Source organism: Wenjunlia vitaminophila DSM 41686, from assembly GCF_000380165.1.
Lineage (GTDB): Bacteria > Actinomycetota > Actinomycetes > Streptomycetales > Streptomycetaceae > Wenjunlia > Wenjunlia vitaminophila.
The window spans coordinates 1-13162 of the sequence record NZ_KB904686.1 but is presented as its reverse complement, the minus strand read 5'-3'; the positions used below and the strand labels follow the sequence as shown (position 1 = coordinate 13162).

At 72.7% G+C, this 13162-nt stretch carries 12 protein-coding genes; 6 read left to right on the top strand and 6 right to left on the bottom strand.

From position 1 onward, the window contains the following. Nucleotides 1-265 precede the first annotated feature (265 nt). Nucleotides 266-781 (top strand): hypothetical protein, encoded by a 516-nt coding sequence (locus A3IG_RS30365; protein ID WP_157862253.1) that lies wholly within the window; start codon nucleotides 266-268, stop codon nucleotides 779-781. A gap of 130 nt (nucleotides 782-911) precedes the next feature. Here the strand turns inward: A3IG_RS30365 and A3IG_RS0118825 are convergent, their stop codons facing one another. Beyond that, nucleotides 912-2063, bottom strand: a complete 1152-nt coding sequence (locus A3IG_RS0118825; RefSeq protein ID WP_018385144.1) for an acetyl-CoA C-acetyltransferase — start codon at nucleotides 2061-2063, stop codon at nucleotides 912-914. Nucleotides 2064-2420: 357 nt separating this feature from the next. Between A3IG_RS0118825 and A3IG_RS0118820 the strand changes: the two genes are divergently transcribed. The 3 genes from A3IG_RS0118820 (at nucleotide 2421) to A3IG_RS0118810 (ending at nucleotide 6200) form a co-directional block, all read left to right on the top strand. Then, entirely contained in the window at nucleotides 2421-4832 is a 2412-nt protein-coding gene (locus A3IG_RS0118820) for a serine/threonine-protein kinase (protein ID WP_018385143.1), read from the top strand. Between the two features lie 91 nt (nucleotides 4833-4923). Then, on the top strand, nucleotides 4924-5457 hold the full coding sequence (locus A3IG_RS0118815; protein ID WP_018385142.1) for a GNAT family N-acetyltransferase: 534 nt from the start codon (nucleotides 4924-4926) through the stop codon (nucleotides 5455-5457). A 95-nt stretch (nucleotides 5458-5552) separates the two neighbouring features. Next, nucleotides 5553-6200: a TetR family transcriptional regulator gene (locus A3IG_RS0118810; protein ID WP_026220412.1), complete on the top strand. Its 648-nt coding sequence runs from the start codon at nucleotides 5553-5555 to the stop codon at nucleotides 6198-6200. 878 nt (nucleotides 6201-7078) lie between these two features. Here the strand turns inward: A3IG_RS0118810 and A3IG_RS0118805 are convergent. The 4 genes from A3IG_RS0118805 to A3IG_RS0118790 form a co-directional block, all read right to left on the bottom strand. Then, on the bottom strand, nucleotides 7079-7540 hold the full coding sequence (locus A3IG_RS0118805) for an ATP-binding protein (protein ID WP_018385140.1): 462 nt from the start codon (nucleotides 7538-7540) through the stop codon (nucleotides 7079-7081). Between the two features lie 488 nt (nucleotides 7541-8028). Beyond that, the gene (locus tag A3IG_RS0118800) at nucleotides 8029-8367 is read right to left on the bottom strand and encodes an STAS domain-containing protein (protein WP_018385139.1); all 339 of its coding nucleotides are present in this window, start codon (nucleotides 8365-8367) and stop codon (nucleotides 8029-8031) included. A gap of 316 nt (nucleotides 8368-8683) precedes the next feature. Further along, nucleotides 8684-9613, bottom strand: a complete 930-nt coding sequence (gene purU / locus A3IG_RS0118795; protein WP_026220411.1) for a formyltetrahydrofolate deformylase — start codon at nucleotides 9611-9613, stop codon at nucleotides 8684-8686. 244 nt (nucleotides 9614-9857) lie between these two features. Next, on the bottom strand, nucleotides 9858-10295 hold the full coding sequence (locus A3IG_RS0118790; protein WP_244885047.1) for an SCO4402 family protein: 438 nt from the start codon (nucleotides 10293-10295) through the stop codon (nucleotides 9858-9860). A 209-nt stretch (nucleotides 10296-10504) separates the two neighbouring features. On the opposite strand from A3IG_RS0118790, the gene A3IG_RS0118785 reads away from it, so the two are divergent. Both A3IG_RS0118785 and A3IG_RS0118780 read left to right on the top strand, forming a co-directional pair. Next, complete coding sequence (locus A3IG_RS0118785; RefSeq protein WP_040911874.1) at nucleotides 10505-10939, top strand: helix-turn-helix transcriptional regulator; 435 nt, start codon at nucleotides 10505-10507, stop codon at nucleotides 10937-10939. Nucleotides 10940-11010: 71 nt separating this feature from the next. Beyond that, the gene (locus tag A3IG_RS0118780) at nucleotides 11011-11436 is read left to right on the top strand and encodes a VOC family protein (protein ID WP_018385135.1); all 426 of its coding nucleotides are present in this window, start codon (nucleotides 11011-11013) and stop codon (nucleotides 11434-11436) included. Nucleotides 11437-11491: 55 nt separating this feature from the next. On the opposite strand, the gene A3IG_RS32000 is transcribed toward A3IG_RS0118780, so the two are convergent. Next, nucleotides 11492-12823, bottom strand: coding sequence for a hypothetical protein (locus A3IG_RS32000; RefSeq protein ID WP_157862254.1), 1332 nt, complete (start codon nucleotides 12821-12823; stop codon nucleotides 11492-11494). Between the last annotated feature and the right edge of the window lie 339 nt (nucleotides 12824-13162).

Below are 13162 nucleotides of genomic sequence, written 5' to 3'. Positions count from 1 at the left end.
CCTGAAGTAAGGGGCTATTCCTGGGTGATGGGTGCACGACAGGCTAGCAGTCTGGCCCCTACGACGCGGACGGCCGCACGGCTGGTTCCCGACGGTCCACGGGCGGGTCGGACGGGGGCCACGCACCGCGCCCGTCCCGCCGGGAACGTTCACCGGTGGGGCCCCGGGGCGGCCGTCCACGGGGCCGTCCTCCGCTCGCGTGGCGGGTTCGGACGGGGAAGCGTAGCGTCAGACAGAGGGATACGCGGAACGTGAGGTACTTACGATGCGTAACCTTCCCGGCATGCTGCTGGCGCTCGTAGCGGCGGCGGCAGTGATCGTCAGCGCTTTCCGCCCGTGGTACGCCGGCCGTGACGGGTCGGACATCCGGGTCGGGGACCTGTTCGACACGATGACCACGGCCCGGCCCGACAACCTGATGGTGTCGCTCTTCCTGCCGCTGCTCGTCGGCGCGGTGCTGGCGGTCCTCGGAGCGCTGCTGCGCTCCCGCACGGTGCTGTTGCTGGCCGCTCTGGTGGCGCTGGCCACCGCCGCGCTGTGGGCCACCCGCCAGTCGCTCACCCCTCAGGCCCTGCGGTCCGACCTCCTCGGTGACGGGCTCGCCCTGGTCGTGGGTGGGGGCTTCGCCCTGCTCCTGGCCGCCGGCACCACCCGTCGGCGCAGGGGCGGGCGGCACAGGTACGGGGACCGGCGACTGGATGTGGCGCCCCCCATGGGCCCGGACCAGCCACCGCACGAGGGTCCCGGTGATCAGTGGCGGCACCCCGGCGACGCGGCCTGAGCACGCCCCGGGGCCAAGGGGTGCCCCGCCCGGGGTGCCGTCCGACCGGCCCCGCACGGACGCCGGCCCGACCGGGGCACTCCCCGTCGGGCCGGCGGCGTGAGCGGTGCTCAGCGAGGGAGCGGGCTCGTCACAGTCGTTCGATGATCGTGGTGTTGGCCTGGCCGCCGCCCTCGCACATGGTCTGCAGGCCCCACCGACCGCCGGTGCGCTCCAGGTGGTGCAGCAGGGTGGTCAGCAGCTTGGTGCCGCTCGCGCCGATCGGGTGCCCCAGGGCGAGCGCCCCGCCGCACGGGTTGACCTTCGCCGGGTCGGCGCCCGTCTCCCGCAGCCAGGCCAGCACGATCGAGGCGAACGCCTCGTTGAGCTCGATCGCATCGAAGTCGTCGATCGACATCCCGGTCCTGGCCAGGGCGTGGGCGGTGCCGGGGATGGGCGCGGTGAGCATCAGCACCGGGTCGTCGCCGCGGACGCTGAGGTGGTGGATGCGGGCGCGGGGGGTGAGACCGTGCTGCCGCACCGCTTCCTCGGAGGCCACCAGCACCGCGGAGGCGCCGTCGGAGATCTGCGAGGACAGCGCGGCGGTGAGCACTCCGTCGGGGGCGAGCGTCTTCAGCGACGCCATCTGTTCGAGGTTGGTGTCCCGGCGCGGTCCCTCGTCCACCGCGAGCTCGGCCAGTGGGGCGATCTCCTTGTCGAACCACCCGTTGTCCATGGCGTGGACCGCCCGCTGGTGGCTGCGGAGCGCGTACTCCTCCATCTCCGCCCGGCTGAGGTCCCACTTGCGGGCGATCAGTTCGGCGCCCCGGAACTGGCTGATCTCCTGTTCCCCGTAGCGCTTGCGCCACCCGGCGGAGCCGGAGAACGGGTCCTCGAAGCCGAAGTGCTTCCCGGCCAGCATCGCCGAGCCGATGGGGAGCTGGGACATGTTCTGCACCCCGCCGGCGACGACCAGGTCGGCGGTGCCGCTCATCACCGCCTGTGCGGCGAAGTGCACCGCCTGCTGTGACGAACCGCACTGCCGGTCGATGGTCACGCCCGGGACGTGCTCCGGGTAGCCGGCGGCCAGCCAGCAGGTGCGCGCCACGTCCCCGGCCTGGCCGCCGAGCTGGTCGATGCAGCCGAAGATCACGTCCTCGACCGCACCGGGGTCGATGCCGCTGCGCTCCACCAGCGCGGTCAGCACATGCGCCCCGAGGTCAGCCGGGTGGATGCCCGACAGCGCGCCCCGGCGCCGGCCGACGGGGGTACGGACCGCTTCGACGATGTACGCCTCGCCCATGTGTGTGCCCCTCATTACCGATGAGTAGGTGTCGGCTCCCAGTGTGCACCCGACTCATGGAAATGACGGAGCGTCAGTTGACGAACGGCTTGCGGGCGCCCGTCCACGCCCGCCCGACCGCCCGGTCCCGCCGCGGTGGTGAACCACCCCGCCCACGGCCCGGTCGCCAGGGCCGCGACCGCGGGGGCGACAGCGCGCAGCGGCCCCCGGATCGTTTCGTCCGTAAAGCCACAGACACGGCGAAACGCCCCCCGCTTCGCAACGAGTGCCCCGGACAGGAAGAATCATTGCCGTACCCCCGGGCCGGTCCGCAGTGAGACGCTGCACGGGGGACCCGACGGGGAGGTGGCACGCAACGTGGAGCAGCTTTCGCAGCACGACCCGAGACGCATCGGCCCTTTCGAGGTGCTCGGCCGTCTCGGTGCCGGCGGCATGGGGCTGGTCTATCTCGCCCGCTCGGCCTCCGGCCGGCGCGTGGCCATCAAGACCGTGCGCGCGGAACTCGCCGAGGACCAGCTCTTCCGGGTCCGGTTCACCCGGGAGGTCGAGGCGGCCCGGGCGGTCGGTGGCTTCTACACCGCGGCGGTGGTGGACGCCGATCCGCGCGCCGCGGTGCCGTGGCTGGCCACCGCCTACGTACCGGCGCCCTCCCTGGAGGAGATCATCGAGCGGTGCGGGCCGCTGCCGGTGCAGGCGGTGCGTTGGCTCGCCGCCGGCATCGCCGAGGCGCTCCAGTCCATCCACAGCGCCGGGCTGGTCCACCGGGACATGAAGCCGTCCAACGTGCTGGTCGTCGAGGACGGGCCGCGGGTGATCGACTTCGGGATCGCGAGCGGCGTCTCCAACACCCGACTGACCATGACCAACGTCGCCGTCGGCACCCCCGCCTACATGTCCCCGGAACAGGCCAGGGACAGCCGGAGCGTCACCGGCGCGAGCGACGTGTTCTCCCTCGGTTCCACCCTCGTCTACGCCGCCACCGGCCACGCCCCGTACCACGGCGCCAACCCGGTGGAGACGGTGTTCATGCTGCTGCGCGAGGGCCCGGACCTGTCCGGGCTGCCGGACGAGCTGCGGCCCCTGATCGACTCCTGTCTGAAGACCCAGCCGGAGAACCGGCCGAGCCCGGTGGACCTCCAGGCCCAGCTCGCCCCGCACCTGTTCGCCGCCGACCACGACGGGAGCGAGGCGTCGGCGTGGCTGCCCGAGCCGGTGGTGGCGCTCATCGAGTCGCGGCGGGGTCGCAGGGTCGCCGCCCAGCCCAGGGCGGACGCGGTCGGCCCGCCGCCGCCCCCGGACTCCCCGCCCGAGCCGATGCCCCCCGACCGGCTCCCCGCGGAGCCGGGCCCGCCCGCGCAGCGGTCCCCCGGCCACCGGGACCGGGGCGGCGAGCTGACCCGTGAGCACGCCCCGGTCCGGCTGCCCGGCTCCGACGTGGCGATAGGCCCCGGGCCCCGGGTCGCCGACAGCGTCGGCCACGGGGCCCCGCCGACCGCGAGCACCGACTGGGTCCGCCGCGGCGCCGCCCCGCACGGCCCGGCCCAGCGCGGTCGGCACAGCGCCGGCCCCGCCAGCCACACGCCCCGGCCCGCGGGGGCGGTACCGGCGAACCTGCCGGGCCCCGGCGAGCACCGCGGGCCCGCTGCCCCGGCCCGCTGGCGCCCCTGGCGGTTCCGCATGTCGAACGACGTGTGGGGGACCCCGATCGTCTCCGAGGGCCTGCTGTACGTCACCTCCTTCGAGGTGCACGCGCTGGACGTGGCGACCGGGCGTCGGGAGTTCCGCACCCGCGACGTCGCCTGGACCATGGCCGTGGCCCAGGGACAGCTCCTCGCCTCGGACGGGGCGAGCCTGTACGCCCTCGGCGCGTCGGACGGCAGTGACCGCTGGCGGGCCGCCCCCGACGGCTGGGTGTACTCCCTCCAGGTGGAGGCCGGATCGGTGTGCACCGGTATCCGGGGCGGTGAGGTGCAGGTGCGGGACGCCGCGACCGGGGAGCTGCGCTGGAAGAAGACGGGCGGCCAGACCACCTTCGAGTCCCCCGAGTCCGGGCCACTGGTGGTCGGGGACACGGTCTACTACTTCGGAGGGGGGCTGCTGCACGCCGTGGAGGCCCGTTCGGGGCGGCAGAAGTGGTCCTACCCGGTCGGCGAGGACTGCCCGGCCCAGCCGATCGAGGCCGACGGCTCGGTGTACCTCACCGCCGGCACCCGCGTCCTGGCGCTCAGTGCCGCCGACGGCCGGGAACGCTGGCGCTTCGACGCGCCCGCCGGGCTCTTCACCCGCCCCACCCACGTGCCCGGTTCCGGAGTGACCGGCGGCGGGGTCTACGTGGTCGACTACCTCGGCACGGTGTACGCGCTCGACCCCGCCAGCGGGCGCGACCGGTGGCGCGTGGCCACCGAGAGCCGGCAGGGCGCCGAGCCGGTCGTGGTCGTCAACGGCACCGTCCACCTGGGCAGCGGGAAGGCCCTCTACACCATGGACGCGGTCAGCGGCGCCCCCCGCTGGCGCTTCGCCGCCCAGGACGACCTGGTGGGCTCCCCGGTGATCGCCGGGGGCCGGGTGCACTTCGGTTCCAAGGACCACTGCCTCTACACGGTGGACGCCGACGGCGGCCAGCTCCGCTGGAAGCTGGAGACCGGCGGGGAGATCACCGGTTCGCCGGTGGTGGCCAACGGGGTGGTGTACGCGTGCAGCAAGGACCGGTGCGTCTACGCCCTCGACGCCGGCAAGGGGGCCCCGACCCGCGCGGCGAGCCGTGCCTGACGGTGCCGTTCCGTCCCCGCCCGGGGCCCGCCCGCCGGAGGGGCCGGAGGGGAACGACAGGCCTCGTCCCGCGCCGTGCGAGGATGGGCGCATGGCTGAGTTGTGGACGGGGCACACCGCCGAGTTGGACGCCGCGGAGCTGGCCGTGGTCCGCACCCTGTTGGACGAGGTGTTCGAGGGTGACTTCTCGGACGCGGACTGGGACCACACGTTGGGTGGCATCCACACCCTGGTCCGGCACGACGGCGAGGTGATCGGCCACGCCGCGGTGGTGCAGCGGCGGCTGCTGCACCAGGGCCGGGTACTGCGTACGGGTTATGTGGAGGGCGTCGCGGTCCACGCGGACCACCGGGGCCGGGGGCACGCCGGGAGGATGCTGGAGCAACTCGAACGGGTCATCCGGGGCGGCTACCAGGTGGGCGCGCTGAGTGCCAGTGACGACGGCGCCGGGATGTACGCGGGTCGGGGCTGGCAGCGCTGGCGGGGGACGACGTCCGCGCTCACCCCCACCGGAACGGTCAGGACCAGCGAGGACGACGACTCCGTGTTCGTGCTGCCGCTGGGTGTTCCGCTGGAGCTGACCGGCGAGCTCACCTGCGACTGGCGCGAGGGTGACCTGTGGTGACGGCTGCCGCGCCGGTCATCTCCGTTGCGGAACGCCACCCTCCCCATTTGCCGCTGCCGAATCGCGCGCTGATCACGCGCCGGTAAACTGACGGCATGACAGGACAAGTAAGAACCGTCGACGGCAGAGTAGCCGGGCGACGCGGGCAGGCGACGCGGCAGAAGCTGCTCGACTGCCTGCGGGACATGCTCAGCAGCTCTCCCTACCGGGATGTCAAGGTCATCGATGTCGCCCGGATGGCGGGCACGTCCCCAGCAACGTTCTACCAGTACTTCCCCGACGTCGAAGGCGCCGTTCTGGAGATCGCCGACGACACGGCCAAGGACAGCGCCGCGCTCAGCGGGTTCGTCACCGACCGGTCGTGGGCGGGCAGGGCCGGCTGGACCTCCGCGGAACAGTTGGTGGACGGCTTCCTCGCCTTCTGGCGCAAGCACGACGCGATCCTGCGGGTCATGGACCTCGCGGCGGCGGAGGGCGACAAGCGGTTCGCCCGGGTCCGCACCAAGGTCCTCGCCCCGGTCACCACCGCGCTCCAGGACACGATCAAGGACCTCCAGGCCAAGGGCAGGGTGGACAAGTCCATCAGCCCGGGAGCGGTCGCCGGCTCCCTGGTCTCCATGCTCGCCGCGGTCGCCAGCCACCAGAAGGCGTTCAGCGGCTGGGGCGTCAAGCAGGCGGAGATCAAACCCAACCTCGCGGTGCTGGTCCACCTCGGGGTGACCGGTCGCAAGCCGACTCGCTGACCGGCGCGGCTGTCAGCCGTCCCCCTGTCCGTACCGTCCCCCACGCCCCCGCACACCGGCCGGGCCACCGGGGGCCGCACCCCTCGCCGGGCCACCGCCGGCCCGCAACCCCTCCCCCTCAGCCCCTTCCCGGGCCCAGCCGATCCTGACTGCCCTCCGCTCGCGACGCCGGGCCCGTCCCTCCGTCCCCGGGCACCGACCAGGGAGCGCAGCAGCTCCTGGCCGCCTCCCCCAGCGCACGCCCGTCGTCCGGCCCCACTGCGACCGACGAACCGACGAGCAGACCCTCCCCAGCCCGCCCACACCGACGGCTTCCCGAGGCCGCCGTCCGTGTGCCCCCGTCCCACGCCGGTTACCGGCGACGTTGACGTTCCCCCCGCCGCAGCGGTGGCCCGGACACTGCCCGAAACCGTGGGTGCGGGCATGCTGGACGCACATGGTGTTCGACCGTGCCGGGAAGGGCGCGGCCGGCGCGTGCCTTCTCCGGTGTGAGAGGCAGCCGATCGAACGTGTGCCCCGGGGCCTTCCTGATGAGTGGCGCCGTCCGCCCGGAGGGCGCGGGTCTCAGACAGGCCCCGGGACGGCTACCCACGGCCGGAAGCGTCAAGTGGGCCTCCACCGCCTCCCGTGCGCACCGGCGGAACCTGTCCACCAGCGGTAGGCACCCGCATCGTGGTGACACCAGTTGGTGGCACCGACGGATGGTGGCACCGGTCTCGTCCTGTAGACGGCGGACGACACCGGAGGCCCGTTCGAGGAGAGAGCCACGATGCGGTTGGAGTCGCCGCCCGCACGCGCGAACCGAACCCGAGTCCGGTGTCCGCGGCGGGCGGCGAGACCCACGGCAACGCGTCTTCAACCGGCCGTCGGGCGTGTCGTCAGCCGGTCACACGAACGACCCGACCGTCCGTGCCCCGGCCGCCGAGCGCGGGTGCGGCCCGGTCCACCTCACACCAGATCCGCTTGCCGGCCCCCTCCGGTTGCCAACCCCAGCGGTCGGCGAGCCCGTCGACCAGCTCCAGGCCACGCCCGCCCATCTCGTCGCTGGCGGCGCAACGCGGCAGCGGGGGCCGGGTGCTCGCGTCGGCGACCTCCACCCGCACGGTCCCCCGGCTGGGGCCCGAGGAGCCCACGCTGAAGAGCATCCGCAGCACGGCGGGGCAGCCGGTGTGCACCACGGCGTTGGTGACCAGTTCAGAGATGATCAGAACCAGCGTTTCGACCAGCGGCTCCTCCGGGGCGACCCCGCTCTTGGCCAGCCGGGAACGCGCCCAGCGTCTGGCCCGGCCCACTTCGGCCGGGTCTGGTTCGACCGTCAACTGCACCTGAAGAACCTGCACTGCTACAACACCATCCGAACCGGCGCACACACAGCCCAACGCCCTCGCAGCGCTACCGAGAGTGACTTACGTGTCGACCAGAATGATCGACACAGAGTCACGTCGACAAGCACTTCAGTGATATTCCAGCGCAAAGGTCGAAGCATGCGGCATACTTCGCCACTTGCCGGGGTCGCCACGTTCCGCCGGCCGGTCACAGGTGTCACACCAGCGGCGTTTCTACGCAACAGAACCCCTCGCACGCGAGGGAGCGTACCCGAGTAGACCCCCGACTCCACCCGGACCGTTATCACGCTACGGACACAACGCTGCCGTCGCGCGGGCGACGGCGGGGACAGAAGGTGACCGAGTACGGTCATGCCCGTGGAGTGGTCCCTGTCGTGGGGACACCGTTGGTCCGGTCCAACGGCGTTGACCGGGTCCCCCCGCGGAGCTCCCCGCCGCCCCCTCGGTGGGGAGGGCCCTGACCGTCGTTCGCCCGACGGCGGTCAACTGGCCGCGCTGTCCAGCTCGGGGTAGACGTCGAAGAGGCTGCGCACCCCCAGGGCGGTGAAGACCCGGTTGACGTGGGTCCCCTCCGTGGACATGACGAGGCGTAGGCCACCGTTGCAGGACCGCATCAGCCGGCGGGAGGCGATCAACACCCCGATGCCACTGGAGTCGCAGAAGGTGACACCGGTCAGGTCCAGCACCACGCGGCGCTCCCCCTTGGCCACGGCCGCGTGTACCCGTTGTCGAACGGCGGGGGAGGAGACCAGGTCCATGTCGCCCTCGATCCTGAGCACCGTCCACCCGCGCCGCTCACCATCGGTCACTGTCAGCGCCACGCGGTGCTTCCCTTTCCTCCCGGCCGCCGTCAGGCCGCGGCCACCCGGTCCGACGCGCATTCACCGATCTCTCCCCAACCGAATGCGACCTTACGCTGCGCGCGCTGTCCACGACAGGGCGCGCCCCCCGGGTGCTACGTCGCGCGCCTGGGCGAACGCTCAGGGAAAGAACGCGGGATGACGGTCCGGCTCCCGTTGAACCTCCACAGGCCGGTGGGGATTCCCGAACAAAGAGGTGCCACCACTCCCCGACGAGTGGCCCCAACGGCGCGCCACGACCGGGGGCCGCCGGACCCGCCCTGCGGCGGCTCGCCGCTCAGGCGAAGACCACCGTCCTGGTGCCGTTGAGCAGCACCCGGTGCTCGCTGTGCCACTTCACCGCGCGGGCCAGCGCCTGGCACTCCACGTCCCGGCCCACGGCCACCAACTGTTCGGGGGTGGACTCGTGCCCGACCCGCTTCACCTCCTGCTCGATGATCGGGCCCTCGTCGAGTTCGGCGGTGACGTAGTGGGCGGTGGCGCCGATCAGCTTCACCCCGCGGGCGTGCGCCTGGTGGTAGGGCCTGGCGCCCTTGAAGCTGGGCAGGAACGAGTGGTGGATGTTGATGATCCGCCCGGGCAGTCGCCGACACAGGTCGTCGGAGAGCACCTGCATGTAACGGGCGAGGACCAGCAGGTCCACGTCCTCGTTCTCCACGATCTTCAGCAGCTCGGCCTCGGCCGCCGCCTTGTTCCCGCCGGTGACCGGGAGGTGGTGGAACGGGACGCCGTAGGAGCCGGCCAGTTCCCGGAAGTCGGTGTGGTTGGAGACCACGGCGACGACCTCGATGGGAAGCGCTCCGATGCTGGCGCGGAAGAGCAGGTCGTTCAGGCAGTGCCCGAACCTGCTCACCATGATCAGCACTCGCATGCGTCGTTCCGCGGGCTGGAGCTGCCAGTCCATCCGGAACGAGTCGGCGACCGCGGCGAAGCTGGCACGCAGCCGGTCCAGGGCGACCGGGCGGGACGGTTCGGCACCCGGTGGGAGGCCGCGCACCGGGCACGAGAAGTGCACCCGCATGAAGAACAGGCCCGTGTCCCGGTCCTTGAACTGCTGGCTGTCCTCGATGTTGCACCCGGTCATGAACAGGAAGCTGGACACTCCGTGCACGATCCCCTGCCGGTCGGGGCAGGACAGGGTGAGGACGAACTGCTGCTCGCTCTCCTCCGGTTGGCCCTGGTGGCCCGCCTGACCCTGCCGCTCCACCGGTCCTGACCGTCCCGCCTGGCCGGGCCGCTCCGCCTGGGCCGCCTCGTCCTGCCTGACTGCCTGGTCCGATCCCTCGGGCGACTCGCTCACGCCTGTTCCCTCTCGCTCCCTGTGGACCCTCAAGCCTCGCACATCGACGGGAGCACGGACGTGCCGTCCACAGACCGGAACGGCCCCGGGTCGGTGGGCGCCGGGCAGCCCGCGCGGCCCCGCCGGACCGGACACCGGGAGTGCGACGGGCTCAGCCGGACCGGGTGAGGATCTTCAGCGCGTCGAGGGAGCGCGGGGGCTCGTCGGGGTCGTCACCGTCCCCCGCGGCCAGCCGGAGGTGCGCCTGCCGGGCCGCGGCCACCGCGTCCGGCCAGTCCGGGTGGTCCGCGTACGCCTGGGCCGGGGCGTCCGCCCCCACCTGGTGCAGGATGCGCAGCACCCGCAGCACCGCGGCGTCCACCAGCGCGGCCTCCTCGGCATCCCGGAAGACCGTCCCGACGTACTTCTCCGCCGACCAGTTGTCCAGCCAGGTGTCCTCGACCAACCGGTAGACGGCGTCGGTCACGTCACCGTAACCGGGGCGCCCCCGCAGCCAGCACTCGCGCTGGAACGCGGTGTCACCCAGCATGTGCAGCGCGGATCGCACCTGGGCGCGCCAGCGCCACCACGGCATGTCATTGAGCGGCATACCGGCCATGGTGAACGAGCGGCTGGCTCGGCGGGAAGGGTTCTCGGAAGCTCGCACAGGTGTCGATCGTACGTTCCCGCTCCCGGGTACTCAACGTTCCGGGCCCCGCACCAGGCGTCATGCCCGTCCCGGTACGCGCGACGATCTCACCGCCGACCCCGGCCCGCGCCCGGCCCTGACTGTCAGTGGCCAGCGGCACACTGGCGGACATGCCCTCCGTTCCACCGGTCCGGCACCTGCTGCGGGCCAGGGACCTGATCGACGCCCGTTACCACGAGAGGCTGACCGTGGCTGACCTCGCCCGAGCCGCCGGGCTCTCCCGCGGGCACTTCCACCAGGCGTTCCGCCAGGCCTTCGGCGAGTCCCCCCACGCTTATCTGATCACCCGGCGACTGGAGCGCGCCGCGGCACTGCTGCGGACCACGGACCGGTCCGTCGCCGACGTCGCCCTGTCCGTCGGATGGCAGAGCATCGGGTCGTTCACCGCCAGCTTCACCCGGACCTACGGCATGTCACCGACGCACTACCGCGCCACGTTCCCGCCCGCCGCCGGCCTCGCCCTGGTCCCCTCCTGTGTACTCCGTGCGTACGGACGCCCACAACACCGGACGTTTCGAGAAGACACTGTCAGACCGGGGGACTAGCGTCGTGCTGGACTGATCACCGGTCGACGGTTCGGACGTCGGCCGGGGCCACTGAGCTGGGAGGCTCTCCGATGTACAAGATCGCGAATGTCCAGTTGTGGGTGCACGACCAGGACGAGGCACTCAGCTTCTACACCCAGAAGGTGGGGATGGAGGTCCGCGCCGACGTCACCGCCCCTGAGCTGGGCAACTTCCGTTGGCTCACCGTCTCCCCTCCCGGGCAGCCCGACGTGTCCATCGTGCTGATGGCCATCCCCGGCCCGCCGATGCTGGACCCGGCCACGGCCGAGCAGGTCAAGGACCTGATGGGCAAGGGCGTTGCGGGGGCGGTGTTCCTCACCACCGACGACTGCCAGGCCACCTACCGGGAGCTCAGCGACCGGGGCGTCGAGTTCGTCGAGAAGCCCGAGGTGCGCCCCTACGGGATCGACGCGTCGTTCCGCGACCCCTCGGGCAACCACATCCGACTCGTCCAGCTCAACGAGTCCGGCATGTGACCACCCCCAAGGGCTCGGGGGGGTCACACGCCGTGGGGCAGCGGGACGGCGCCGCTCACAACTCGTTGTTCTGACGCTCCGTCAGGTCGTATTCCCTGGCGATGGCGTTCCACAACTCGGCGGCCCGCTTCTTGGCGTCGGTGGCCTTCCCACTCTCCCGGTCGCCGGCCTGCCGCTCGTTGGTCACCTTCGCCCGCCCCTTCTTGCAGCCGCCCTTGCCGGCGACCTGGTCGGCCCAGGCGGCGTAGTGGTTGTCAGCGGACGCCGACGACTTCCACGCCTCGTTCAGCGCCGACGTGAGCTTGGCGTGGTCCGGCAGCTTGTCCACCGACAGCTCACCGAGCCTGGTCACCAGGTCGTTGCGCTGGTTGGCCGCGTCGCGCAGTGACTTGGCCGCACCGTCGAGGTTCTTGCAGGAGCTGATCTCGTTCACCGCGGTGATCACCGCGGAGCGGCTGTTGTTGCTCTCCGCGAGCAACGCGTCCAGGTCCTTGGCCTGCTGCTCCGCCGGATCGACCTGCGGGGCCTGCGAGGTCGGGGCCTTGGAGGCGGAAGTGGCGCTCTCGCTGCTCCCCGGCGTGACCGGGTCCTCCTTCTTGTCGTCCCCGCCGCTGAGCACGGCGCCGCCGATCAGGCCGGCCACCGCACAGCAGGCGACCACGATCCCAACCACGGCGGGACGGGACAGTCCGCGGCGCTCGGGGCCCGGGTCGCCCATCGTGGCCATCCGGGGCGACGGCTCAGGCGGAGACCAGCCCGTCGCCGCGGCCGGCTCGGGCCCCCCCGGTTGCCGCGCCGCCGCCTGGTGCCCCGGGTGGTGGTGTCCACCGGGCTGGTGCGGCGCCGGCTGCGCGTAGGACTGCGGCTGGTGGGTCGGGGGCTGGTGGGTCGGGGGCTGGTGGGACGGCGGGGGCGACCAGGCGGCCGGGCCGGGAGGTCCCGCCGGCTGGGCCCCGTGAGCGGGCGTCGACGGGTGGGGCGGCGGGTCGTCCACCACCACGGGCGGAAGCACCCGGGTGGCCTCCGCCCCCGGTGGCTCCTCGGACGGGAAGGGCGACTGCTGCTGGTCGCCGTACGCCCCTGACGGTGCCCCGGGACGGATGGTGAACGGCGAACCGGGCGCGTCCGGTGCCTGCGGCTGACCCTGGTGCGGCGGTTGTCCCGGTGGCGGCGGCTGTTGCGGCGCCGGGTCCTGCTGCGGGGGAACCTGGATCTGCGGGAGCTGCCTGGTCTCCTCCTGGCCTCCGGGTTCCTGTGGCTCCTGCGTGCCGCCGGACGCCTGGGGGTTCAGCCCCACCGGGAACATGACCTGGGTCTCGGCGTCGACAGGAGGACCGCCCTGCGGCTGTTGCGGGGCACCCCACGGCTGTCCCTGTTGTGGTGCCACCGACGGTCCCTCGGGAACCGGCTGCGCCTGCGGCTCGGGCGCCCGCCAGGGCTCCGCGGGCGGGGACACCGGAGGCTGCACGGGCGGCTGGGCCACGGGAGGCGGCGCCTGCGGCTGCTGCGGAGGAGCGGGGGGCGGATAGCCGTAACCACCCGGCGCCTGGGCATGCGGCTGCGGCGGCGGAGCCGCAGGCGGGTAACCGTACCCACCCGGGGCCTGCGGCTGCTGCGGCGGCGGAGCCGGGGGCGGGTAACCGTAACCACCGGGGGCCTGCGGCTGCTGCGGAGGAGCCGCAGGCGGATAACCGTAACCACCCGGCGCCTGAGCATGCGGCTGCGG

What these genes read in the sequence shown, in the direction of transcription:
- A3IG_RS0118815 (WP_018385142.1), top strand. Translation starts at nt 4,924, where the DNA reads ATGGCTGAGTTGTGGACGGGGCACACCGCCGAGTTGGACGCCGCGGAG.
- A3IG_RS30365 (WP_157862253.1), top strand. Translation starts at nt 266, where the DNA reads ATGCGTAACCTTCCCGGCATGCTGCTGGCGCTCGTAGCGGCGGCGGCA.
- A3IG_RS0118825 (WP_018385144.1), bottom strand. Translation starts at nt 2,063, where the DNA reads ATGGGCGAGGCGTACATCGTCGAAGCGGTCCGTACCCCCGTCGGCCGG.
- A3IG_RS0118780 (WP_018385135.1), top strand. Translation starts at nt 11,011, where the DNA reads ATGTACAAGATCGCGAATGTCCAGTTGTGGGTGCACGACCAGGACGAG.
- A3IG_RS0118790 (WP_244885047.1), bottom strand. Translation starts at nt 10,295, where the DNA reads ATGCCGCTCAATGACATGCCGTGGTGGCGCTGGCGCGCCCAGGTGCGA.
- A3IG_RS0118810 (WP_026220412.1), top strand. Translation starts at nt 5,553, where the DNA reads ATGACAGGACAAGTAAGAACCGTCGACGGCAGAGTAGCCGGGCGACGC.
- A3IG_RS0118785 (WP_040911874.1), top strand. Translation starts at nt 10,505, where the DNA reads ATGCCCTCCGTTCCACCGGTCCGGCACCTGCTGCGGGCCAGGGACCTG.